Raw genomic sequence first — 22517 nt, 5'->3', positions numbered from 1 at the left:
GGGGCCGGGGTCATCGGGAGCCGTAGCCGTACAGCGGCTTGATCACCGGTTCCTGCTGCGAGGCGTTCGCGAGCTGGACCGCGCCGAAGGACGCCAGGGCGGCGAGCAGGACGCCCGCCACGGCCGCGATGGCGATGCGCATCAGGGGGCCTTTCCTCGGGGGTGGCGAAGACTGCGAGTGGCCAGAGTAATGCCTGATGCCGCGAATGACCAGACAACGGACATCAAGGTCACAGCCCACGCCGTGCCGGCGAGCGCCACCGGTGCGCGGTCCTCGCGGGGACGCGCCGGGTCGGGCAGCCGGTACAGGACGAGATCGCCGTCGGCGAGCACGCGCTGCGCCCCGCCGAGGCGCGCGTAGTAGGCGTTGCCGGACGTCTCGGCGTCGAACGCGACGTACCGGATGCCCCGCGCACCGAGCCGGGCCGTCAGCGGGCCGCCGTCGCGGACGACCGGGTCGAGCGCCCGCGCGCGGGGGTCCTCGGCCGGGACGACCGTGCGCCCGATGATCACCGCGTCGCTCAGGACGCCGCGCCGGTCGAGGTAGCGGGGCAGGGCGTCCAGGGACGTCCGGCCGCCGTTCCACGGGTATTCCCGGTAGGTCGCCCACGGGAGGATCAGGACGTCGCCGGGCACCGGGTCCGCGCGGACGATCTCCCGCGCCCGCGCCCACGCGTCCGGGTAGTGGACGGGCCGCAGCCGTCCCGCCGCGCCCCACGCCAGCCCCGGCAGCAGCACGAGCGGCAGCAGCACCGCGAGGACGCCGAGCGCGTCCAGCCGCCGGTCCGCCGCCCGGTCGGCGAGGACGCCGAACCCGACCGCGACGACCACGGCCAGCGGCGCGACGTACTGCTGCCCGTCGCGCAGCACCGCGAACCCCGGCCAGGCGCCGATCAGGCCGCGCAGCAGGGGGGCCGCGACGACGCCGAGCGCGGCGAGCACGTACCCGGCACCGGCCGCGACGGCGAGCCCGGCCGTCCAGTCCACGCGCGTCCGCGCGAACGCCACGACCGACGCGACGACCACGACGAGCCAGACGGTCGCGAGCAGCGGCACCCCGTAGCCGGGCGGGACGGTCGCCGCGTTCCACGCCCCGCCGAGCGCGAACAGGCTGCCGAGCGCGCCGAACGGCGTGTCGGCGCGGGCCGCGAACGCGCCGACGCCCTCCGGCGCGCCCGGCATCCCGCTCGGCCGCAGCCAGCCCGTCACGAGCCACGGCAGGCTGAGCACGACGACCGCCGCGACGGCCTTCGGCAGGCCCCGCCGCCGTCCGGGACGGCACAGCACGACGGCGCCCGCGACCAGCGCCGAGACCGCGACCCCGGCGAACCCGCCGATCGCGGCGGGGACGAGCGCACGCGTCAGCCGCCGTCCGCCGCCCGGCTCGGCGGCGCGCGCGGCGGCCCCGGCGACCAGCGGCAGCGCCGCGTACCCGAGCAGGAACGCCCAGTGCCCGAGCAGCAGCCGCTCGGCGACGAACGGGTTCCAGGCGTAGACGGCGCCCGCCGCGACCCGGGGCACGACCCGCCGCGTCGGGACGAGCGACGCCGCCGCCACCGACGCCAGCACGAAGATCCCGAGCAGGACGGCCTTCTGCGCGACGTCCCCCGGCAGCACGTGCGCCAGCGCGACGCCGAACGCGTCGCTCGGCACATGGCGCGGGACGGTCCCGGTCAGCCCGAACGTCATCGCCGAGAACCGGGGACCCGGCGTGAAGACCATGTCGAACGAGAGCAGGAACCCCGGCGCGAGGCCCGGCCCGAGCGCCAGCAGCCCCAGCACCAGCCCGGCCACCCCGGGCCACACCCACCCCGTCCGCTTCATCCTGCAGTGTTTACCAGCCCCGGCCCGCTGCGCGACCGTGCCCGGGGCGAGCGCCGCATCGCTTCGCGATCTTTCCGCCCGGGGGCTCGCCTTCGGCTTCGTCCCTAGGCGCTCAGTTGACGCGCTCGCGCGTCCGCTGAGGTCCCTGGTCGGCTACTCGGCGGGTCGGCGGCGGCGGGTGTGGGTGATCTTCAGCGGGTCGGCGGCGGGGACGGACCAGCTTTCGGCGAGCCGCAGCGTCACGTCGCGGTTCCGCAGGACGTGCCGTTCCGCCAGGTCGGCCGCCTGAGCGGCGTCCCCGGCGGCTATGGCGGCGTACAGGCCGCCGTGCTCGGCGCACTGCGCGTCCTGGTCCTCGTCGAGGTCGGCGGTGAGGCGGAACAGCCACCGCATCCGCGCGTCCAGCGGCCGGACGACCAGGGTGAGCAGCGCGTTCCCGCACAGCTCCAGCACCTCGGCGTGGAACGCGGCGTTCGCGGCGGAGATCGCGGCGCGGTCGCCCGAGCGCAGCGCCGCGCGGTTGTCCACGAGCCGCAGCCGCAGCCGTTCGCGACCGTCGGCGTCGGCGCGTTCGGCGGCGAGGCGCGCCGCGAGGACTTCCAGGCTCTGCCGGACGTCGAACAGGTCGCGGACGTCGGCGGGGGTGAACGGGCTGACCAGCGCGCCCCGGCGGGGCACGAGCACGACCAGTCCCTCGGCGGCCAGCAGCCGCAGCGCCTCGCGCAGCGGGATCCGGGAGACGCCGAGGCCGGCCGCAAGGTCGCGTTCGACGAGCCGTTCGCCGGGCCGCAGGCCGCCCTCGATGATGCGGTCGCGGAGCGTCCGGTACGCCCTGTCGCGGAGCGAGTCGCGCTCTCCGGTCGTCACGCGGGCACTCTATCCGGCCCGACTTAACGGTATACCGTTAACTGGATCGTCACGGCGGCGAAACGTACGGCGGTCCGGCGCTCCCTAGCGTGACCTGCGATCTTCTCCCCGAGCACGATCGGAAAGCACGCATGCGTCGTTTCTCCCTCCTCCTGGCGGCGGCCCTGGCCGCCGCGCTCGCCGTCGTCGGCGGCGTCCCCCTGTCCTACGCCGCCGAGCGCGGCGGGCCGACGCGGGTCCGCGTCCTCGTCGTCACGATGTTCGGCGGCGAGACCGCGCCCTGGCTGAAGAACCGGTCGCTGCCCGTCCCGGTGCGCGTGGACGGCGTCCCCGACCCGCTGCACTGCGACCGCGCGGGCCTGTGCGTCGTGACGACCGGGCAGGGCAAGGCCAACACGGCGGCCACGATGACGGCCGTGCTGACCAGCCGCCGCCTGGACCTGCGCGGCGCGTACTTCATCACCGCCGGGATCGCCGGGACGTCCCCGAAGACCGGCACGCTCGGCTTCGCGGCGTGGGCGCACTACATCGTGGACTACGACCTCGGCCACCACCTGCCGCCGGAGGAGGCGCCGAGCCACCCGTACGGGTTCGTCCAGCTCGGCAACGTCGGCACGAACGTCTTCCAGCTCGACGACGCGCTGGTCGACACCGCCTACCGGCTCACCAAGGACATGACGCTCACCGACACCCCCACCGCCGCCGCCGAACGCGCCCACTACCCCGGCCAGGCCGGGACGCTGCCCAAGGTCGCGGTCTGCGACACGGTCACCGGCGACAACTGGTGGGCCGGCAAGACGCTGTCGGAGAAGGCGCAGTACATCACCGGGCTGTGGACGAAGGGCAAGGGCACCTACTGCACGACCCAGATGGAGGACAACGCGACCGCCGCCGTCCTGGCGCGCTTCGGCCGTCTCGACCACTACCTGAACCTGCGGACGGCCAGCAACTTCGACCAGCCGTACCCGGGACAGACCCTCGAACAGCACCTCGCGTCCAACTCGGGGGCGTTCGGTACGTCGACGCAGAACGCCTACCTGGTCGCGTCGAAGGTCGCCGACCACCTGCTCCGCCGCGGGCACTGATCCACGGCGCACAATCGGAGGCATGAGCGAACGCCTTCTCATCACCGGCGCGGCCGGGCGGATCGGCGGGTTCCTGCGCCCGCGCCTGGCCCGGCCCGGCCGCGCCCTGCGGCTCCTGGACGTCGTCCCGGTCCCGGATCCGGCGCCCGGCGAGGAGATCGTCCGGGCCGATGTCACCGACCAGGACGCTCTCGACGCCGCGTGCCGGGACGTGACCGCCGTCGTCCATCTCGGCGGCATCCCGCACGAGGCGGACTGGCCGGGCATCCTCCACACCAACATCCACGGGACGTACGCGGTGCTGGAGGCCGCCCGGCGCAACGGGGTCCCGCGCGTCCTGCTCGCGAGCAGCAACCACGCCGCCGGGTTCCATCCGGTGCCCGACACGCCCGCGCCCGACTACCTCTATCCCCGGCCGGACACGTTCTACGGCGTCAGCAAGGTCGCCGGCGAGGCCCTCGGCAGCCTCTACCACGACCGGCACGGAATGGACGTCCTCTGCCTGCGCATCGGCACCTGCGAGGAACGGCCCGGCGACCGCCGCGCGCTGTCGACCTGGCTGTCCCCGGGCGACTGCGCGCGGCTGGTCGAGGCGCTGCTCACCGCGCCGGACCCCGGGTTCCGGATCGTCTGGGGCGCGTCCGCGAACACGCGCGGCTGCTTCGGCCTGGACGAGGCGCGGGCGCTCGGCTACCGGCCCGAGGACGACGCCGAGGAGTACGCGGCGTCCGTCTCCGGGCCGGACCACCCGTTCATCGGCGGCCCGTTCGCCGAGTGACGGTCAGGACGCGGGCAGCACCTTGAGCTGCGCGAAGAAGCGGTTCAGGTCGGGCCACAGCTTCTTGTTCGTGTTCGGCAGCGACGCGAACACCAGCGCGGGCGTCCCGCGTCCCGTGTCGATGACGGCGGTGGCGACGACCTCGCCGGTCGCGCGGAACGGCGGGCGCTTGTAGGCGTAGTACGACGCGACGAGCCAGCCCCGGTGGCCGCCGACCGTCAGCGCCTCCGACGCCAGCGGCGCGGACCGGTGCGGGAACGCGTAGTAGCTCTCCTCCAGGCCCTTGGCGGCCATCGCCGTCACCGTCTTGACGCTCTGCGGGCCGCTGTAGGCGCTCCGCAGCGTCGGCTGGAGGGTGCCGGTGAGGAACTGGCCGTACCAGATCCGTCCCGCGTGCCGCTCGGTCACGAGGATCTGCTGGCCGGACCAGCCGGGGACGGCCAGCTTGTTCTTCTTCGTCGGCGTCTGCCAGGGCCGCGCGAACCGCGGGTACAGCAGGCCCGACCCCGTGTCGGAGACGTGGCCGGCGACGCGCGACGGCGTCCCGGCGAACGTGCGCAGCGGCCGGTCCGGCGGGAGTTCGGCGGCCGGGACGCCCGCGGGCGCGGACGTGCGCCGCAGCCCGGCCGTGCTGCCCTTGGGCGCCGGGTCACTGCCGCGGTGCTTCAGGTAGTAGACGCCGCCCGCCGCCGCCAGCGCGACGACGAGCAGGCCGATTCCGCCGAACAGCAGGATCCGGGACCGTCCGGACGGCTCGTCGAAGGGCGCGTCCGCCGTCGAGCCCTCCAGCTCGCGGTCGGCGCTCTCCTCGTCGGCCATCCAGGACGGCATCTGCCAGTTGCCGCTGCTCGGCCGGCCGGGCTTGCCGGGCCCCGCGTCGCCGCTCGGCGCGACATAGCGGGTGTCGCCGTCCCCGTCGGCGTCGCCGTCGAACAGCTCGCCCTCCCATGCCGGCGCGGACGGGACGGGCGCGACCTTGCGGTCCACGGGCTCCAGCGCGGTTCCGGGCTCGTCCTCGGGCTCGTCGGCGCCGGGCGTGGCGGTCAGCAGCCCGCGCGGCTCCGGGACGGTCTTCGGCTCGATGCGCGCGGCCGTCTCGGCGGGGCGCACGTCCGGATGCTCGTCGCGCGGCTCCTCGACCTTCCCCCAGACGTCGTGGCCGTCTTCCTCACTCGACCGGCCGGCCCCTGCCTGCCTCCCGGGCTCCGGCGTGCCCTCCCCGGCGTCGTCGCTCTCGGCCCAGCGCGGCCGCTCCCCCTGATCGGACATGCGGGACAGGTTACGCGAAGATCAATTCACGCGAACCGGCCGGTCATCACACTAAGGAAACATTCAGCGGTACGGCCGGGCGGGCGGCGGCACGGCGAGCCGTTCGCGCGCCAGCAGCGTCGCGCCCGCGACGGCGCCGGGCATCGCGACGACCGCGCCGAGCGGGATCAGGAACACCGCGAACGTCGCGACGCCGAACCCGAGCGTCAGGCCCCGGTTCGCGCGCAGCCGCGCGAACCGCTCGCGGCGCAGCAGGCCGCGCCGCTCCAGCGCGATGGACGTCAGTTCGGCCGTGAGGAACCAGCCCGACACGAACGCTGCCACCACCGGGACGACCGTCTGCCCCACGACGGGCAGGAATCCGCAGACGAAGAACACGAGCCCGAAGGCCAGCGCGATGACGCCGAGGAGCAGCCCGTCCCGGACGGCCCGGACGATCTGGACGCCGAGCGGCACGTCCGGCTCCGGCGGCGCCCCGCCCGCGGAGTCCTCGACGCGCTCGGCGATCTTCTCGTAGAACGGGTCGCCGACCAGCAGCGTCAGCGCCGTGAACAGCAGGATCGCGACGAACAGCGTCGCGCCGAAGATCGCGATGCCCGCGACGACGCGGGCGGTGTCGCGGGCGCCCGGCGACCAGCCGTCGGCGAACGGCGTCACCCAGGAGGCGAGGTCGTCCAGGTTGAAGGCGAGCGCCGTCAGCGCCGCGACGTACACGACGAGGACGATCAGCGCCGGGATCAGCCCGAACAGCCACTGCCCGGGATTCCGCGCCGTCCAGCCGATCCCCCAGAAGAGATAGCCGATTCCGGTGAACAGGTCGCGGAAGAACGACGGTTTCGGGTTCCCAGGATGCACGGGGGTCAATCTAGCGGGACGGAAGCCCGACGAGCTGCTCCGAACGCTCCCATACCGCCCGGCGCAGCGCCGGGTCGCGCACGGCCGGGGACGCGCGCAGCAGCCGCGCCGGACGCACCGACGCGTGGTAGCCGGTGCCGGTGTCGTAGCCGGGGTCGGCGGCCAGCCGCACCACGGCCCGCGCGGCCTGCTCGGGGGTGCGCAGCAGCGGCGTCCGCGCCAGGAGCGCGCCGGTCCGCGACGGGACGGGCAGGTCGCGCCCGAGGCCCGTCGCGACCGGCCCGGGACACAACGCGTGGACGGCCACGCCCGTCCCGGCGAGCCGGTCGGCCAGTTCGGCGGCGAACAGGACGTTCAGCAGCTTCGTCCGCGCGTACACCCGGTGCGAGCCGCCGGCCCCGTACACGCCGGGCTCGGCGAACCGCGCCGGGTCCAGCGTCCCCGCGCGCCGGTACGCCTCGGACGCGACCACCACGATCCGCGACGGCGCGGACTTCACGAGCAGGTCGCGCAGCAGGCCGGTGAGCAGGAACGGGCCGAGGTGGTTGGTGGCGACCATGCGGTCGAAGCCGTCCACGCTGACCTTGGCGCGGCGCAGGTGGACGCCCGCGTTGTTCACGAGGACGTCCAGCCGGGGATAGCGGTCCAGGATCCGTTCGGCGAGTCCGCGGACCTCGGCGCGCGAGGACAGGTCGCCGAAGAACGTCTCGATCCGGGCGTCCGGGGCGTCCGCGCGGACGGCCGCGGCGGCGTCGGCGCCCCGCACCTCGCTGCGGCCGACCATCCCGACGCGGAAGCCGCGCCGGGCCAACGCGCGGGCGACTTCCCTGCCGATCCCCGATGACGCCCCGGTGACGACCGCGATCTTCTCCATGGCCCCACCCTTGCGGAGATCCCCGTCACACCGGAAGGGCTTCGGCCGTGTCGGTCAGGGCGTCCAGCGCGGATCGCGGCCCGACAGCGCGAGGGCCCTCTCGAACGCGGTGGCCCCGGCGGGCTCGGCGGCGGGCTCGGCGAACCCCTTGTACTGCCGGTACATCTCGGCGTTGCGCTCCACGACGCCGTACAGGAACTCGCCGGTCGCGGACGGGACCTCGAACTCCTGGCCGGTGGCCTTCGCGACGTCCCAGCCGTGGACGGCCATCTCCTTGACGATGAGCGCCGCCACGTCCGCCGCCGGGGCCGATCCGGCGCCGAAGTCGATGTCGCCCTCCCACACCGCCGGGTCGTCCCACGCCTTGACCGCGCGGTCGAGTTGCGCGGCGTAGGCGTCGGCCCAGCCGTCCTCGGCGACGAAGTCGCGGGCCGTCAGCTCGTCCGGGATCTGCTCGCGGCGGGCGCGGCGCTCCAGCCCGTAGGACGTGTAGAGGACCCAGTGGTTCACCAGCGCGCGGACGTCGTACTCCGTGCAGGGGGTCGCGCCGTCCAGCGGCGTGCCCTCGACGCCCCGCGCCACCCGCGCCGCCTCCCGCGCGCACGCGGTCATGTGCTCGTGCAGTTCGTTCATGCGTTCGAGGCTACGGACGGCCTGTACGTCCGGTCTTGAACAAACGCGACATTAACCTGGGACTATGGCCGACGTACCGCGCGGAGTGCTCTATCCGGACCAGCACGCCCCGATCGTCACGGTCGCGACCTATCCGCCGAGCACCGATCTCGCCGCGTGCGTCGAGTACTACTGGCACGTCCGGTGGGAGGCGGCCGAGCCGTACGAGACGAAGGTGCTGTCGCATCCGAACATCCATCTGGTGTTCGAGGAGCCCGTCCCGCTCGTGTACGGCGTGGACCGGTCGGTGTTCACGCGCCGCCTCACCGGGACGGGCCACGTGCTCGGCGTCCGGTTCCTGCCCGGCGGGTTCCATCCGCTGTGGCCGGGCCCGGCGGCGGACCTGACGGACCGGCGCGTCCCGGCGTCAAGTCTGCTCGGCCCGGCGGTGGACGAGCTGAACGCGCGCGTCCTCGCCGACCCCGCGGACACCTCCGTCGTGGAGGACTTCCTGCGGCCCCGGCTCGCCGCGCCCCGGCCGCCGGGCGCGGCCGACGCGGCGGAGATCGTCCGGCGGATCACCGCCGACCCGTCCCTGGTCCGGGTGGACCGGCTCGCCGCCGACCTCGGCGTCTCGGTGCGGACGCTCCAGCGCCTCTTCGCCGACCATGTCGGCGTCTCCCCGAAGTGGGTGCTGCGCCGCGCCCGCCTGCACGAGGCCGCCGCACGCGCCCACGCGGGGACGGCCGTGGACTGGGCCGCGCTCGCGTCCGACCTCGGCTACAGCGACCAGGCCCATCTGACGCGCGACTTCACCGCCGCCGTGGGCGTCCCGCCCGGCCGCTACGCACGCGCCTGATCCTCACGTCCGGGTAAAAGATTCACGCGCGGACCTTTGACGGGACGGCCTCGCGGGCAGGTGCGGCGCCCTGATCCAAGCCGGAGGAGGAGCGCCATGGGGTTCGTGACCACCCGCGACGGAACGGAGATCTACTACCACGACTGGGGCAGCGGCCCGCCCGTGCTGTTCAGCCACGGCTGGCCCCTGAACGCCGACGCGTGGCAGGACCAGATGAAGGCGGTCGCGGACGCCGGGTACCGCGCCATCGCGCACGACCGGCGGGGCCACGGCCGCTCCAGCCAGCCCTACGGCGGCTACGACTTCGACACGTTCGCCGACGACCTGTCCGACCTCATCGAGGCGCTGGACCTCAAGGGCGTGTCGCTCGTCGGGCACTCGATGGGCGGCGGCGAGATCACCCGCTACATCGGCCGGTACGGCACCGGACGGGTCGGCAAGGCCGTCCTGCTGTCGGCGATCCCGCCGCTGCTCGTGCAGACCGAGTCCAACCCCGAGGGCGTGCCGAAGGACGTCCTGGAGGGCCTCAAGGACGGCATCCTGCACGAGCGCTCGCAGTTCTGGCTGGACCTCGCCGACCAGTTCTACGGCGCGAACCGTCCCGGAAGCGACGTCACCGGCGGCAACAAGTACGCCTTCTGGCTGATGGCGATGCAGGAGAACGTCCAGGCGGGCGTGGCGTGCGTGGACGCCTTCGCCTCGACCGACTTCACCGAGGACCTGCGGCGCTTCGACGTGCCGACGCTGATCGTCCACGGCGACGACGACCAGATCGTCCCGATCGACGCGACGGCGCGCAAGGCCGCCGAGATCGTCTCGTACGCGAACCTGACCGTCTACGAGGGCGGGTCGCACGGGATGGCGAGCGTGCCCGGGTACAAGGAGCGCTTCAACCGGGACCTGCTGGACTTCCTCGGTTCCTGAGCCCCGTGCGCGGGAGGGCATGGCGGTGCCCTCCCCGCACGGTCATCCCCCCGGCTTCTCGACGACGGTGTCGGCGGGCGCGACGGGGCGTCCGTCGCCGGCGCGGACCTCCAGCGGGCGCAGCGGACGCCCGTCCCGGCGGTCCACGAGCCGTGAGCGCTCCTCGCCGGGCGCGAAGAAGTGCCCCTCGCCCCACTGCCGCAGCGCGACGACGACGGGGAACAGCGCCTCGCCCTTCTCCGTCAGGACGTACTCGCGGTGCGCGCCGCCGTCGCGGGCCGGGACGGACGCGAGCACGCCGCCGTCCACCAGCGCCCGCAGCCGCGCCGCGAGGATGTTCTTCGCGACGCCGAGGCTCCGCTGGAACTCGCCGAAGCGCCGGCTGCCGTCGAACGCGTCGCGCACGATCAGCAGGGACCACCAGTCGCCGATGGCGTCCACCGAGCGCGCGACCGGGCACTCGCTGTCGTCCAGCCTCGTCCGCCGCACCATCCCGCCTCCTTGGTTGCAACATGCTACCAAATCTGGTTACCGTGCCGTTCGGTAGCAAGTTGAAACCACTGGAGGTGCCCATGGGGCCGCGCGTCGTCGCGCTCCTCGCCGTCGCGTGCGGCTCGGCCGTCGCGAACGTCTACTTCGCCCAGCCGCTCCTGCCCGCGCTCGGCCGCGACCTCGCGATCGGGTCCGGCGCGCTCGGCGCGGTCGTCACCGTGACCCAGGTCGGCTACGGGCTCGGGCTGTTCCTGCTCGTCCCGCTCGGCGACGTCGTGGACCGGCGGCGGCTCGCCGTCGCGCAGACGCTCGCGCTCGCGGCGGCCCTCGCCGTCGTCGGCGCCGCGCCGGACGCGGCGGTGCTGCTGGCGGGCGTCGCCGCCGTGGGGCTGCTCGCGGTCGTCGCGCAGACGCTCGTGGCGTTCGCCGCCGCGCTGACGGCCCCGGAGCGGCGCGGACGCGTCGTCGGGCTCGTCACCGGGGGCATCGTCACCGGCATCCTGCTCGCCCGCGCGGTCGCGGGCGTGCTGGCCGATCTCGCGGGCTGGCGGGCGGTGTACCTGGCGTCGGCGGCCGTGACGGGCGTCCTCGCCTTCGCCCTGCACCGCGTCCTGCCGTCTCAGGAACTGCCGCCCGCCCCCGGATACGGCCGGCTGCTGCGGTCGACCGTGGCGCTGTTCGTCCGGGAGCCCGCCCTGCGGCTGCGCGGCGTCCTCGCGCTGCTGGTCTTCGCCGCGTTCAGCACGCTGTGGAGCTGTGTCGCGCTGCCGCTGAGCGCACGCGGCCTGTCCCCGGCGGCGATCGGCGCGTTCGGGCTCGCGGGCGCGGCGGGCGCGCTCGCCGCGCCCCTGGCCGGACGGCTCGGCGATCGCGGCCGGGCGGCGTGGACGACCTCGGCGGGGCTCGTGCTGCTCACCGCGTCCTGGCTGCCGCTGGCGTTCACGGGGTCGTCGCTGTGGGCGCTCGCGGCGGGCGTCGTCATGCTCGACTTCGCGGTGCAGGCCGTCCACGTGACGAGCCAGAGCGTGATCTACGCGGCCCGGCCGGGCGCGCGCGTCATCGGCGGATACATGATCTTCTACTCGGCGGGCAGCGCGTCCGGCGCGCTCGCCGCGACCGCGCTGTACGCGGCGGCGGGCTGGGGCGCCGTCTGCGCGCTCGGCGCGGGCCTCAGCGCGGCGGCGCTCGCCGTGTGGGCCGCTACGGCTTGCGCGCCACGCCGACCCAGTACGGCACGTCCGGCTGGTGCGGCGCGGCGGACGCCCCCGGACGCCAGTGCGGCGGCGACACCACCCCCGGCTCCACCAGCTCCAGGCCGAGCCGCGTGAAGAACAGCTCGGTGAACGCGGCGCGCCCGCGCGGGCGGAGCGGGGTCACGACCGTCCGGTTCCACGCCTCCATCGCCTCCGTGACCGCCGGGCCGCCGATCTCGTCGGTCGCGTGCGTGATCGCGAGGTGGCTGCCGGGGGCCAGGCGCCCCATCAGGCGGCCGACGATGCTGACGGCGTCCTCGTCGTCGCCGATGAAGTGCAGCACGCTGATCAGCAGGACCGCGACGGGTTCGCCTAGGTTCAGGGACCGGCCGGCCAGCGACAGAACGCGTCCGGGCTCGCGCAGGTCGGCGTCGAGGTAGGCGCAGGAGCCGGGGCCGGTCGAGGTGAGCAGCGCGCGGGCGTGCGCGAGGACGGCCGGGTCGTTGTCGGCGTACACGACCCGCGACTCCGGCGCGATGCCCTGCGCGACCTCGTGGACGTTCGGGGCCGTCGGCATGCCCGTCCCGATGTCGAGGAACTGCCGGATCCCGGCGTCGCGGGCGAGATGGGCGACGGCGCGGTGCATGAACGCGCGCCCGGCGCGGGCCATCGCGACGACGTGCGGGAACGTTCGCTCCACCTGGTCGCCCAGCTCACGGTCGACCTTGTAGTTGTCCTTGCCGCCGAGCCAGTGGTCCCACACGCGGGCCGAATGGGGCCGCGTCGTGTCGATGCGGGCCGCCGCCGTCGCGGGCGGCGGGGGCTCGGGCGCCATGCGGGGGTCCTGTCTGCGGTCGCCGGGCGGGACTCATGCCGATCATAAGTCGCCGCCCGTCCCCCGCGGACGGGCCGCCCGCACGACGGCGCGGTCGGGCCGGGGCTATGCCGGGCGGCCGCTCGCCGACCGCAGCCCCGCTAAGCGTCGCGGCGGGCGCCGACGGCCAGCGGGGTGCGCGGGCCGGCGGGGGCCGGGACGGGCCGCAGCAGCCGCGCGGCGGTCAGGACGGTCAGCAGGGCGAGCGCGCCGCCCGCCGCCGCGCCCGCGAACGCGCCCGGCACGCCCGCGAGGTCCTGGCCGAACCCGGCGGCGAACGAGCCGAGCGAGCTGCCCGCGCCGACGGCCGCGACGATCCACGCGAACGCCTCGGTGACCGTCCCGGCCGGGGCCAGCCGGTCCACCAGCGAGAAGCAGCAGGCCAGCGACGGCGCGAGGAACACTCCGCTGGCGAACGCGAGCACCAGCATCACCGGCAGCGGCGGCGCCCACGCCAGCGGGACGTACCCGGCCGCGAGCGCCGCGAGCAGCCACGGCAGCCGCGCCGCCGGGTCCCGCGTGAACGACAGCGCGCCGTAGACCAGGCCGCCGGTCAGCGCGCCCGCCGCCATCGCCGCGAGCAGCAGGCCGGACGCCTCGGCCCGTCCGGCGCGCTCGGCGTAGGCGACGACCGCGACCGCGTACACGCCGAGCGCGACGCCCGCGAAGGCCAGCGCGAGCAGCAGCCGCCGCAGGCCCGGCGAGCGCAGCGGCCCGGCCCAGTCCGCGGCGCGGTCCGCGCCGCGCCAGCGCCGCGACGGCGGCGAGCCCGCGACGACGAGCGTCCCCGCGACGCCGAGCGCGCCGGTCAGCACCAGCGCGGCGGACGTCGACCACGCGGCGGCGGCCACGACGAGCAGCGGCCCGACGGTGAACAGCACCTCCTGCGCGGCGGCGTCCAGCGCGTAGGCGACCTGCACCTGGCCGGGATCGCGCAGCACGTCCGGCCACAGGGCGCGCAGGCCCGCCTCCAGCGGCGGCGTCGCGAACCCGGCGACGACCACGGCGGCCGTCGCGACCGGCAGCGGACGCGCGCCGACGCCCGCGAGCACCGCGTACCCGGCGGCGGCCACCAGCGCCGACGGGATCAGGATCCGCGCCTGCCCGTACCGGTCCATCGCGCGGCCGAGCACCGGCTGGCCCGCCGCCATCGCGAGGCCGGAGACGGCGGCGAGCGTCCCGGCGAGCGGGTAGCCGCCGTGGCCCGCCCGGACGTGTAAGACGATCGCGAGCACCGCCATCCCGTTGGGCAGCCGGCCGAGCAGCGTGCCGCCGAGCAGCCGCGCGGCGTAGGGCGTGCGCAGGAAATGGACGTAGGCGAGCATCCGGCCCCCGAGGCTGCGTAGTTACCGGCGGGTCATACGTATTACTTGTTGCGCCCTACCAAACCACCACGAAGGCCTGTACAGCCATGTAATTCTGCACAGACGTTCCAACTGACACCTGTGTCAAGGCCGTAACCTGGACGACGTCGGCACAGTCGTCAGGGAGGCCCCGTTGCACGCCACCGGCGGCCCCGCCGCGCGTCCGACGAGCCGGGACGTCGCGCGGGCGGCCGGGGTCTCGCAGTCCACGGTGTCGCTCGTCCTCGGCGGGAAGTGGACCGGACGCGTCTCCCCCGCCACCGCCGCCGCCGTCCAGGACGCCGCCGGCCGCCTCGGCTACCGGCCGAACCGCGCGGCGCGCAGCCTGCGGCTCGGCACGGCCCGGACGGTCCTGTTCCTGGTGCCGTCGATCGTCCCGTTCTTCGGCGCCGTCTACGACGGTGCGGCGCGGGTCGCGGCGCGGCACGGGTTCGGGGTCGTCCTCTACCCGTGGCCGGACGGCGCCGGCCCCGCGGGGAGCCCGTTCGCCGCGTCCCAAGAGGCGATCGACGGGGTCCTGGTGTCGTCGGTCGGGCCGGACGTCCCGTCCGGGTTCGGCGGCCTCCCGCTCGTCCTGCTCGACAGCGACCCCGCCGGGCCCGTCCCGACCGTGGCGTTCGCCGTCGAGGACGGCATGCGCGCGGTCGTCGCGCATCTCGCCGCCCTCGGCCACCGCCGGTTCGGGCACGTCGCGGCGGCGCTGGACCAGTGGACGTTCCACGCACGGGGCGCCGCCCTCGCCTCCGCCGTGGACGCGCTGCCGGGCGGCGCGTGGACGCGCGCCGCCGCCGCGCTGGACGTCGCGGCGGCCCGGGACGCGGCGGGCGCGCTGCTGGACGGCCCGTCCCACCCGACCGCGCTGATCTGCGACGACGACGTGATGGCCGCCGGCGCCTACAAGGCCGCCCGGCTGCGCGGCCTGAACGTGCCCGGCGACGTGTCCGTCACCGGCTTCGACGACGAGCAGCTCGCCACCGCGCTGGAACCGGAGCTGACGACCGTCCGGCTGCCCGCCGGGGACCTCGGCGCACGCGGCATGACGGCTTTGCTCGACCTGCTCGACGGGCGGCGCCCCGCGTCCGTCGCGCTGCCCGGCTCCCTGGTCGTACGCGCGTCCACCGCCCCACCGCGCTGAAACTCCTTGGCCGAGGCGGTCGCGTCTCAACTGGCCGCCGGCCGTCTCGCGCCGCGCCAGCCGACGGCCGCCGTCCTCGACGCGGCTCGGCTTCCCCGTGGGCTACGGCGTTGAGGGCGGGCGGCCGACGGTGGAAGCGGCGCATCCGGGTATAAGGGTCGCCATGACCTCCGGCTCCGCGCAACCGTCCCACGTCCGCACGCGTCAGTGGCGCGGCGGGAAGACCACGGCGGACGACTTCCCGCTCAGCGAACTGCGCGACCGCGTCGCCGACGCCGACGCCGCCGTCTGGGTGGACCTGTGCGCCCCGTCCGAGGACGATCTGCGGCTCGTCGCCGACGTGCTCGGCCTCGACCACGTCGCGCTGGAGGACGCCGTCACCCACCGGGAGCGCACCAAGCTCGACCGCTACACCGGCTACCTCTTCCTCAACCTCTACGCCGCGTCCGCCGCGAAAGGGCGGCTCGCGCTGCACGAGGTGTCGGCGTTCGTCTGCGACCGGGCGCTCGTGACCGTCCGCGACGACGACGCGTTCGACATGGACGGGCTCGTCCGGCGCTGGGACGACGACCTCTCGCTGTGGCGCCGGGGCGTGGCCGACGAGGCGGAGAACGTCCGGTCCCTGCTGCTGTACGGGCTGCTCGACCAGATCGTGGACGGGCAGCTCGACGCCGTCCAGGCTTTGGACGACGAGACCGACGCCGTGGAGGAACTGGTCTTCGACGACGCGCCGCAGGGCCGCGAGATCCAGCACCGCAGCTTCCGGCTCCGCAAGAACCTCGGCGCGCTGCGCCGCGTCGCGCTGCCGATGCGGGAGATCTTGAGCACGCTGCTGCGCCGCGACACCGAACTCGTCCCGGACTCGATGCGGCCCTACTACCAGGACGTCTACGACCACGCGCTGCACGTCGGCGAGTGGACCGACGGGCTGCGCGACCTTGTTGCCGACCTGCTCGAAACGCGTATCGCGCTCCAGGACAACCGGCTGAACGAGGTGATGAAGAAGGTCACGAGCTGGGCCGCGATCATCGCCGTCCCGACGGCCGTGACCGGGTTCTTCGGGCAGAACCTGGCCTTCCCGGGCCGGGACGCGTCGTCGGGGTTCGTGGTCAGCTCCGTCGTGCTCGTCGTGCTCGGCGTCGGGCTCTACGGCGTGTTCAAGCGCAACGGCTGGCTCTGAGCCCGGCTCATGACGCGGCGCGCAGGAACGCCGCCGCGACGGGCGCCGCCGCCTCGGCCCCGGTGCCGCCGCCCTCGATCACCACGGCGAACGCCAGGTCGCCCCGGTAGCCGATGAACCAGGCGTGCGTGGGCGGGTTCGTCCCGGAGCCGAACTCGGCGGTGCCGGTCTTGCCCGCCGTCCCGGACGGGAAGTCCACCCCGCGCGCCGTGCCCTCGCTGACCACGGCGGGCATCAGCGTGTGCAGGGCGCGCTTGACGCCCGGGTCGAGGGCGTGCGGCGGCTCGGGCCTGCGCCCGCCCGCGTCCACGGCCTGCGAGACGAGTCCCGGCGCCACGATGCGCGGCGACCGCCACGTGCCCGCCGCCGCCGCGCCCGCGACGGCCGCCATGTTGAGCGGGCTCGTCAGCACCTCGCCCTGGCCGAACGCGGCGGCGGCCAGGCCGGTCGCGTCGGCGGTGGCGGGGAACGCGGCGCGGACGGCGGGCAGCCCGCCGATGATCGGCGCGTTGAACCCGAACTGCGCGGCGACCTGCGCCAGGCGCTTCTCGCCGAGCCGGTCCACGGCGAGCTTGGCGAACGTCGTGTTGCACGAGTGCGCGAACGCGTCCCGGAGCGGGACGGTCCCGAACTTCTCGTACTCGCTGTTCTTGAACGTCCGGCCGCCGATCGACACCGTCGCCGGGCACGCGACCGGCGTCCCCGCGCCCATCCCGCCCGCGACCAGCGCCGCCGCAGTGACGACCTTGAACGTGGAACCGGGCGGGTAGCGGCCCATCAGCGCCCGGTTGTAGCCGCCGGGCTTGTTGGCGACCGCCAGGATCTCGCCCGTGGACGGGCGGAGCGCGACGAGCGAGGCGGGCTTGTCCACGCCCGCGAGCGCGGCGGACGCGGCCCGCTGCGCCTTCGCGTCGATCGTCGTCGTGAGCGGCGTGCCGTCCTTGCCGCCGAAGCGCTGGAGGGTCTTCACGACGGCGCCGGAGCCGTCCACGATCTGGACGGCCAGCGCGGGCGTCCCGGCGAGCCGCCGCTCGTACTGGTGCTGGAGGCCGTCGGTGCCGGCCAGGTCGCCCTTCTTGTAGGGGGCGCCGAGCTTGCGCGCGGCGTCGGCCGTGGCGGGCGCGGTCGTCCCGGCGAGCTGGCCCGCCGAGCCCGGGCCGCTCAGCGTCGTGCCGTCGGCCGCGTGGACGGCCGCCCGCGACGGCCAGGCCCGCGAGGTGCGCAGCCGCTGGCCGTCCTTGAGCCCGGGGTAGAGGATCTCCGGCGTCCACGCCACCCGCCACTTCCCGCCGGACTTGGTGAACGGCAGGACGCCCGTGTACGACCACGTCCGGTTCCCGGCGAGGGTGAAGGCGGCCTCGAACGACACGGTTTTGTCGCCCGTGGACGCGACGGTGTAGACCTGCCGTGATGCCGCCATGTCGTCGCGGGCCGTGCCCAGCCGCCGCGCGAGGTCGGGCGGGGCGCCCTCGGTCAGCGCCGCCACGGCCGGGAAGTCGCCGCGCGTCCACGCGGCGAGGTAGCGGCGGGCCGTGTCGCCCGGCCCGTCGTCCCCGCGCAGGAGCCAGAACGCTCCCCCGCCCGCCAGCACCGCCGCGATCACCGCGATCACGAGCCAGGCCCGTCGCATCCCGTCCCCCGTCCGTCGTGGATCCCCGGCGGACAGGACACCAGGTCGGCGGCATTTTGTCCAAGATTCATATGATTCTCAGTTGTATATCGGATTTGATATCGTCGCTGGCCGTGAACCTCGTCGGCCATCTGCGGTGCTTCGTCGCGGTCGCCGAGGAACTGCACTTCGGCCGGGCCGCCGAACGGCTCGGCATGGCCCAGCCGCCGCTCAGCCAGCGGATCCGGCGGCTGGAGACCGAACTCGGCGTCACGCTGTTCGACCGCTCCAGCCGCCGCGTCGTCCCGACCCCCGCCGGACGGCTCCTGCTGGACGACGCCCGCGAACTCCTCGCCCTCGCCGACCGCGTCCACACGCTCGGCGACCGCGTCCGGCAGAGCGCGGACGGCGCGCTGCGCGCCGGGATCCCCGCCGGGCTCGGCGGCGGCGTCGTCGCCGCGCTCATCGCCGCGTTCCGCGCCCGGCGGCCCGCCGTCCGGCTGGACCTGCGCGAGATCGCCACCGGCCGGCAGGCCGCCGCGCTCGCCGACGGCACCCTGGACGCCGGCGTGCTGCGCCACCCCACCGACACGCGCGGCCTCGCGCTCGGCCCGATGCTCGGCCAGCGGATCGGCGCGCTGTTGCCCGCCGCCGACGCCCCGGCGGACCTGCGGCTCGGCGACCTCGCGGGCCGCGACCTCGTCCTGTTCCCCCGCGACGAGGCGCCCGGCAGCCACGACGAATGGCTCGCCGCGTGCCGCCGCGACGGCTACGACCCGCCCGCCGTCCACACCGCGCGCCGCGCCGAGTTCGCGCTCGGGCTCGTCCTGTCCGGGACGGCCGTCGCGCTCGTCCCCGAACCCGCCGCGATCCCGCCCGGCACCGCGTGGCGGGCGCTCGCCGGGGACCCGATCGTCTGGCGGACGTCCTGCGCCTGGCGCGCCGACGGCGCCGACCCGGCCGTCGCCGACTTCGCCGCCGTCGCCACCGCCGTGCTCCGCACCGAGGCCGGCATGACCCCGCTCGGCGCAGGCCCGCTCCGCCGCGTCGAGTTCCGCCCGTCCTCGGGGTTCCTCGCGTGAAGGCCGTCGAGGACGCGTTCCGCGCCGCCGGGGTCGCCGGCTGGCTCCACGCCGAGGACGTCGACACCGGCCGCAGCGTGCGGGTCCGCGCCGACGAGCCCGTCGTGCTCGCGTCGGTGTTCAAGGTGCCGCTGCTCGTCGCGTTCTTCCGGCAGGCCGCCGCGGGGCTGCTCGACCCGGCCGAACGCGTCACGCTGCGGCCCGGGGACCGCGCGGAGGGGCCGACCGGGACGTCGATCCTGCTGGACGACGTCACGCTCTCCCTCCGCGACCTGGCCGCCCTCATGATCACCGTCAGCGACAACGCGGCGGCGGACGCCCTCTACGACCGGGTCGGCGGCGCGGACGCCGTCAACGCCGTCCTGGCCGGGCTCGGCCTCACCGCCACCCGGATCACCGGCGACGCCCGCGAGCTGTTCGCCGGGATGCTCGCCGACGCGGGCGCCGCCGACTTCGGCGAGCTGTGGGCCCGGCTGGACGAACCCGGGCTCCTGGAGCGCATCCGGGCGCTGAACCCGGTCCTGACGTCCCGTTCCACGCCCCGCGAGATGGCCGCGCTGCTCGGGCTCGTCTGGCGCGACGAGGCCGCCCCGCCCGCCGCGTGCGCGCAGATGCGGCGGATGTTCGGCCTCCAGGTCTGGCCGCACCGGCTGTCGGCGGGCTTCCCGTTCGACGACGTCCGGGTGGGCGGCAAGACCGGCACTCTGCCGACGATCCGCAACGAGATCGGCGTCGTCGAATATCCCGACGGCGGCCGGTACGCCGTCGCCGTGTTCACCCGCGCCGCCCGTCCCGTGGCGGCGCTGCCGCAGGCCGACGCCGTGATCGGCGCCGCCGCGCGGCTGGCCGTCGAGGCCCTGCGGCGGCCCCGCCGGCCGTGATCGCCGCGACGGGTTGTGAGTTCGGGCGCGCGGAGCAGCCGCCGACGCTCGTAGGCTGTTACCACGGCTTTGTTGAATCTTGGGGAGATTGCGTTGCGGCTGCCGGAGCATCTGGAGCTACTGCTCACCGACGAGCCGGTCCTCGACGTCTACGCCTACGGGCCCTGGCGCGTGCCGGACGGCCTGTTCGAGCAGGTCAGCGCCCGGATCGACGCGCTGGCCGCCGACCCGCGCGCCGCCGGGCTCACCACCGACGAGCACAAGCTGCTGACCCTGCCCGCGCCGCTCGTCCTGGCCGAGACCTTCGGGATCCTCGCCTACCTGCCCGGCGGCGGCGCGATCAAGGCCGGCTCGTGGTCGCAGCTCCCCGAGCGGCTGCTCGGCCGCCATCTCGTCAACCCGGCGCAGCTCAACTCCCGCATGACCCGCTGGGACGCGCCCGGCGGCCGGTGGCGCCCCCCGGTGGACTGGCTCATCGAGGTCGCCGACCGCGAGCTGGCGATCGATCTGGCCCGGGACGCGCTCGTCGCGCTGGAGGGCATCGCGCCGCTGGACGAGCGCCGCGCCGCCCTGCTGCGCCTCTACGCCGACCCGCCGGACTGCGACGTCAACCTCCCGAAGCTGGAGCTGCGCGAGCACTGGAGCGCCCGCGCCGACGACGAGACGATCGCGCTGCTGCCCGAACTGCTCGGCCCCGTCGGCTATCTGGAGTGGGTCGTCCAAGGGCTGCTGGCCGCGTTCGAGCACCTGAACGCCGCCGCGCCCGTCGAGGAGAGCGTCACCACGCACCTGGCCCGGCTGCTGCTCCAGGGCAGCATGGAGCACGTCCCCGCCGAGATGGTCGTCGCGCTCGGCGAGGACCGCTACGGCGCCCTGCGCGAGCGGTTCGCCGCCGAGCGGCGCGGGTTCAAGGCCGCCCGCTGGCAGGAGCACACGCAGGCGTGGCTCGCCCGCGCGCTGGTCGAGGGCGCGGCGGACGCGTGCCGGGCCTGGCTGGACATGGCGATGCGGTTCGTCGCGACCGTCCAGGGCCTGCCCGGCGACCCGTGGTTCCCGCGCACCGAGTGGATCCCCGTCCGGCAGTTCCAGACCGACCTGCGGCGGATCTTCGGGCCGCGCCGCCGCGTGGTGAACGCGCTCGGCGACACGCTCCGGCAGGTCCCCCGGGCGACGCCCGCCACGGCCGACGGCGCGTCCGGCGAGCCGCAGGCCCCGCCCATCGGCGCGCGGCTGGTCGAGCAGCCCGAGATCGTCGCGGCGCTGCGCGAGACCGTCGCGGCCGGGGGCACCGTCCGGCTGCTCCTCGCCGGCCCCGACAGCACCGGCAAACGGGACGCCGCGCAGGAACTCGGCCGCGCCCTGTCCCTCGGCCGGGACCCGCTCTGGCTCACCGGGAACCTGTTCGTCGGGCAGCGGCTGTCGGACGCCGTCGCGCGGCTGCACGCCGACGCCCGCGACTCGGTCGGCGACCGGCTGATGATCATCGACGGGCTGGACGCGGTGATCACCGACCCGGGCAACGGCGAGGTGTTCGCGGCCGAGCTGAACCGCGTCCTCGCGATCCACCCCGACCTGCACCTCGTCGCGCTGTGCGGCGCGGCCGGGGACGAGCGCATCCGCGAGGTCGACCCGGCGCTGCCGCAGCAGTTCCGGATCGCCCACTCGCGCCCGTTCACCGCCGAGGGGCACGCCGAGCTGTTCCGGCGGGCCGTCGAGGCGGCCGGCGGGCGCGTCACCCGGCAGGCCGCCGGCGCCGCCGGGGAACTGCTCGCGCTGACGCCGCCCGTCCAGACGCTCCGCAACGCGCGCCTCGCCCGCCACCTCGCCGACCAGGTCATGCCGCGCGTCCTCACCCGCGACGGGGAGCCGGTCGTCCGCAAGCAGGACCTGCCGCTCACGCTCGACACCGGGCAGACGATCGGCAACCCGCTCGCCGACCTCACCGCGCTCACCGGGCTGGACACCGTCAAGAAGGAGATCGCGCTGCTCGTCGCGGGCACGCAGGCCGCGCGGCTGCGGCGCGACGCGGGGCTGAAGGTCGCGCCGCCGACGCGGCACATGGTCTTCACCGGCAACCCCGGCACCGGCAAGACGATGGTGGCGCGGCTGCTCGGACGGATCTACAAGCGGCTCGGCGTCCTGTCGTCCGGGCACCTGGTGGAGGCATCGCGGGCGCATCTGGTCGGCGAGTACATCGGGCAGACCGCGCCCCGCACCCGGCGGCTCGTGGAGCGCGCGCTCGGCGGGGTCCTGTTCATCGACGAGGCGTACACGCTGAGCCAGTCCGCCCTGAAGGGCGACTACGGCTACGAGGCGATCGCCGAACTCGTGAAGCTGATGGAGGACCACCGCGAGGACCTGGTGGTCGTCGTCGCCGGATACGAGCGGGAGATGAAGGAGTTCCTGGCCGCCAACCCCGGCCTGGACTCGCGGTTCCCCAAGCAGATCCACTTCGACGACTACACCGACCCCGAGCTGATCCAGGTGTTCGAGTACCTGGCCGACGACAGCGGATTCGCCCTCGCCGACGGCACGCGGGACCGGCTCGGCCGGATGCTGCGCGGCACGCCGCGCGGGTCGTCGTTCGGCAATGGGCGGCTGATGCGGAACCTGCTGGACGTGGCCACCGCGCGGCAGTCCGAACGGATCGCGTCGCATCCGTCGCCGTCGCGGCGGTCGCTGGTGACGCTGCTCCCGGAGGATCTTCCGCCCGTCCTGGACAAGCCCGAGGAACTGCTCGGGCATTACCTCTAGCCCGTC

The 22517-nt window shown here is 75.1% G+C and carries 20 protein-coding genes and 1 pseudogene; 10 read left to right on the top strand and 11 right to left on the bottom strand.

The annotated features are described in order from the left end of the window. Positions 1-10: 10 nt before the first annotated feature. From BTM25_RS30680 to BTM25_RS09110, 3 genes are all read right to left on the bottom strand, one after another. Entirely contained in the window at positions 11-142 is a 132-nt protein-coding gene (locus tag BTM25_RS30680; protein ID WP_268877648.1) for a hypothetical protein, read from the bottom strand. Then, a complete protein-coding gene (locus BTM25_RS09115) occupies positions 142-1824 on the bottom strand; it encodes a hypothetical protein (RefSeq protein ID WP_103562244.1) in 1683 nt (560 codons plus the stop codon). Before BTM25_RS09115 ends, BTM25_RS30680 begins: the two co-directional genes overlap by 1 nt. Positions 1825-1977: 153 nt before the next feature. Further along, the gene (locus BTM25_RS09110) at positions 1978-2691 is read right to left on the bottom strand and encodes a GntR family transcriptional regulator (RefSeq protein ID WP_103562243.1); all 714 of its coding nucleotides are present in this window, start codon (positions 2689-2691) and stop codon (positions 1978-1980) included. A gap of 131 nt (positions 2692-2822) precedes the next feature. Between BTM25_RS09110 and BTM25_RS09105 the strand changes: the two genes are divergently transcribed. Together BTM25_RS09105 and BTM25_RS09100 are read left to right on the top strand one after the other, a co-directional pair. Then, entirely contained in the window at positions 2823-3776 is a 954-nt protein-coding gene (locus BTM25_RS09105) for a purine-nucleoside phosphorylase (protein WP_103562242.1), read from the top strand. A 22-nt stretch (positions 3777-3798) separates the two neighbouring features. Next, on the top strand, positions 3799-4554 hold the full coding sequence (locus BTM25_RS09100; protein ID WP_103562241.1) for an NAD-dependent epimerase/dehydratase family protein: 756 nt from the start codon (positions 3799-3801) through the stop codon (positions 4552-4554). Positions 4555-4557: 3 nt separating this feature from the next. Here the strand turns inward: BTM25_RS09100 and BTM25_RS09095 are convergent, their stop codons facing one another. The 4 genes from BTM25_RS09095 to BTM25_RS09080 all read right to left on the bottom strand — a co-directional run bounded on the left by BTM25_RS09095 (position 4558) and on the right by BTM25_RS09080 (position 8185). Next, on the bottom strand, positions 4558-5823 hold the full coding sequence (locus BTM25_RS09095) for a flagellar basal body-associated FliL family protein (protein WP_103562240.1): 1266 nt from the start codon (positions 5821-5823) through the stop codon (positions 4558-4560). Positions 5824-5886: 63 nt separating this feature from the next. After that, positions 5887-6678 (bottom strand): EI24 domain-containing protein, encoded by a 792-nt coding sequence (locus BTM25_RS09090; RefSeq protein ID WP_235828308.1) that lies wholly within the window; start codon positions 6676-6678, stop codon positions 5887-5889. A gap of 10 nt (positions 6679-6688) precedes the next feature. After that, entirely contained in the window at positions 6689-7552 is an 864-nt protein-coding gene (locus BTM25_RS09085; protein WP_103562238.1) for an SDR family NAD(P)-dependent oxidoreductase, read from the bottom strand. Between the two features lie 54 nt (positions 7553-7606). Continuing rightward, complete coding sequence (locus BTM25_RS09080; RefSeq protein ID WP_103562237.1) at positions 7607-8185, bottom strand: TIGR03086 family metal-binding protein; 579 nt, start codon at positions 8183-8185, stop codon at positions 7607-7609. A 64-nt stretch (positions 8186-8249) separates the two neighbouring features. Here BTM25_RS09080 and BTM25_RS09075 point away from each other — a divergent pair, with 64 nt between their 5' ends. Both BTM25_RS09075 and BTM25_RS09070 read left to right on the top strand, forming a co-directional pair. Then, positions 8250-9023 (top strand): helix-turn-helix domain-containing protein, encoded by a 774-nt coding sequence (locus tag BTM25_RS09075; protein ID WP_103562236.1) that lies wholly within the window; start codon positions 8250-8252, stop codon positions 9021-9023. A gap of 96 nt (positions 9024-9119) precedes the next feature. Beyond that, entirely contained in the window at positions 9120-9947 is an 828-nt protein-coding gene (locus tag BTM25_RS09070) for an alpha/beta fold hydrolase (RefSeq protein ID WP_103562235.1), read from the top strand. A 42-nt stretch (positions 9948-9989) separates the two neighbouring features. Here BTM25_RS09070 and BTM25_RS09065 read toward each other — a convergent pair whose 3' ends face one another. Next, positions 9990-10439, bottom strand: a complete 450-nt coding sequence (locus BTM25_RS09065) for a winged helix-turn-helix transcriptional regulator (protein WP_103562234.1) — start codon at positions 10437-10439, stop codon at positions 9990-9992. Between the two features lie 20 nt (positions 10440-10459). On the opposite strand from BTM25_RS09065, the pseudogene BTM25_RS09060 reads away from it, so the two are divergent. After that, positions 10460-11632: pseudogene (locus BTM25_RS09060) on the top strand (MFS transporter); the annotation flags it as partial. A 7-nt stretch (positions 11633-11639) separates the two neighbouring features. On the opposite strand, the gene BTM25_RS09055 reads toward BTM25_RS09060, so the two are convergent. Both BTM25_RS09055 and BTM25_RS09050 read right to left on the bottom strand, forming a co-directional pair. After that, positions 11640-12467, bottom strand: a complete 828-nt coding sequence (locus BTM25_RS09055; RefSeq protein WP_235828307.1) for an SAM-dependent methyltransferase — start codon at positions 12465-12467, stop codon at positions 11640-11642. A gap of 140 nt (positions 12468-12607) precedes the next feature. Next, entirely contained in the window at positions 12608-13831 is a 1224-nt protein-coding gene (locus BTM25_RS09050; RefSeq protein WP_103562232.1) for an MFS transporter, read from the bottom strand. 172 nt (positions 13832-14003) lie between these two features. Here BTM25_RS09050 and BTM25_RS09045 point away from each other — a divergent pair, with 172 nt between their 5' ends. Together BTM25_RS09045 and BTM25_RS09040 are read left to right on the top strand one after the other, a co-directional pair. Further along, positions 14004-15005 (top strand): LacI family DNA-binding transcriptional regulator, encoded by a 1002-nt coding sequence (locus tag BTM25_RS09045; protein ID WP_103562231.1) that lies wholly within the window; start codon positions 14004-14006, stop codon positions 15003-15005. Between the two features lie 163 nt (positions 15006-15168). Further along, positions 15169-16185: a magnesium transporter CorA family protein gene (locus BTM25_RS09040; protein WP_103562230.1), complete on the top strand. Its 1017-nt coding sequence runs from the start codon at positions 15169-15171 to the stop codon at positions 16183-16185. Positions 16186-16192: 7 nt separating this feature from the next. On the opposite strand, the gene BTM25_RS09035 is transcribed toward BTM25_RS09040, so the two are convergent. Beyond that, complete coding sequence (locus BTM25_RS09035) at positions 16193-17815, bottom strand: penicillin-binding transpeptidase domain-containing protein (protein WP_103562229.1); 1623 nt, start codon at positions 17813-17815, stop codon at positions 16193-16195. 113 nt (positions 17816-17928) lie between these two features. On the opposite strand from BTM25_RS09035, the gene BTM25_RS09030 reads away from it, so the two are divergent. The 3 genes from BTM25_RS09030 to BTM25_RS09020 all read left to right on the top strand — a co-directional run bounded on the left by BTM25_RS09030 (position 17929) and on the right by BTM25_RS09020 (position 22511). Further along, on the top strand, positions 17929-18876 hold the full coding sequence (locus BTM25_RS09030; RefSeq protein WP_103562228.1) for a LysR family transcriptional regulator: 948 nt from the start codon (positions 17929-17931) through the stop codon (positions 18874-18876). Beyond that, positions 18873-19757 carry a serine hydrolase gene (locus BTM25_RS09025; protein ID WP_103562227.1) on the top strand — a complete coding sequence of 295 codons (885 nt, stop codon included), beginning with the start codon at positions 18873-18875 and terminating at the stop codon, positions 19755-19757. The genes BTM25_RS09030 and BTM25_RS09025 overlap by 4 nt, the downstream gene beginning before the upstream one ends. Positions 19758-19850: 93 nt before the next feature. Then, positions 19851-22511 (top strand): AAA family ATPase, encoded by a 2661-nt coding sequence (locus BTM25_RS09020; RefSeq protein WP_103562226.1) that lies wholly within the window; start codon positions 19851-19853, stop codon positions 22509-22511. The last annotated feature ends 6 nt before the right edge of the window (positions 22512-22517 follow it).

The sequence above is a fragment of the Actinomadura rubteroloni genome (assembly GCF_002911665.1).
Taxonomy (GTDB): domain Bacteria; phylum Actinomycetota; class Actinomycetes; order Streptosporangiales; family Streptosporangiaceae; genus Spirillospora; species Spirillospora rubteroloni.
The sequence above is the reverse complement of the archived record's forward strand: the minus strand, read 5'-3'. Positions and strand labels throughout refer to the sequence as shown.

Coding starts and splice junctions, on each gene's coding strand:
- BTM25_RS30680 (WP_268877648.1), bottom strand. CDS start 142: ATGCGCATCGCCATCGCGGCCGTGGCGGGCGTCCTGCTCGCCGCCCTG.
- BTM25_RS09115 (WP_103562244.1), bottom strand. CDS start 1,824: ATGAAGCGGACGGGGTGGGTGTGGCCCGGGGTGGCCGGGCTGGTGCTG.
- BTM25_RS09105 (WP_103562242.1), top strand. CDS start 2,823: ATGCGTCGTTTCTCCCTCCTCCTGGCGGCGGCCCTGGCCGCCGCGCTC.
- BTM25_RS09100 (WP_103562241.1), top strand. CDS start 3,799: ATGAGCGAACGCCTTCTCATCACCGGCGCGGCCGGGCGGATCGGCGGG.
- BTM25_RS09095 (WP_103562240.1), bottom strand. CDS start 5,823: ATGTCCGATCAGGGGGAGCGGCCGCGCTGGGCCGAGAGCGACGACGCC.
- BTM25_RS09085 (WP_103562238.1), bottom strand. CDS start 7,552: ATGGAGAAGATCGCGGTCGTCACCGGGGCGTCATCGGGGATCGGCAGG.
- BTM25_RS09080 (WP_103562237.1), bottom strand. CDS start 8,185: ATGAACGAACTGCACGAGCACATGACCGCGTGCGCGCGGGAGGCGGCG.
- BTM25_RS09075 (WP_103562236.1), top strand. CDS start 8,250: ATGGCCGACGTACCGCGCGGAGTGCTCTATCCGGACCAGCACGCCCCG.
- BTM25_RS09070 (WP_103562235.1), top strand. CDS start 9,120: ATGGGGTTCGTGACCACCCGCGACGGAACGGAGATCTACTACCACGAC.
- BTM25_RS09065 (WP_103562234.1), bottom strand. CDS start 10,439: ATGGTGCGGCGGACGAGGCTGGACGACAGCGAGTGCCCGGTCGCGCGC.
- BTM25_RS09055 (WP_235828307.1), bottom strand. CDS start 12,467: ATGGCGCCCGAGCCCCCGCCGCCCGCGACGGCGGCGGCCCGCATCGAC.
- BTM25_RS09050 (WP_103562232.1), bottom strand. CDS start 13,831: ATGCTCGCCTACGTCCATTTCCTGCGCACGCCCTACGCCGCGCGGCTG.
- BTM25_RS09040 (WP_103562230.1), top strand. CDS start 15,169: ATGACCTCCGGCTCCGCGCAACCGTCCCACGTCCGCACGCGTCAGTGG.
- BTM25_RS09035 (WP_103562229.1), bottom strand. CDS start 17,815: ATGCGACGGGCCTGGCTCGTGATCGCGGTGATCGCGGCGGTGCTGGCG.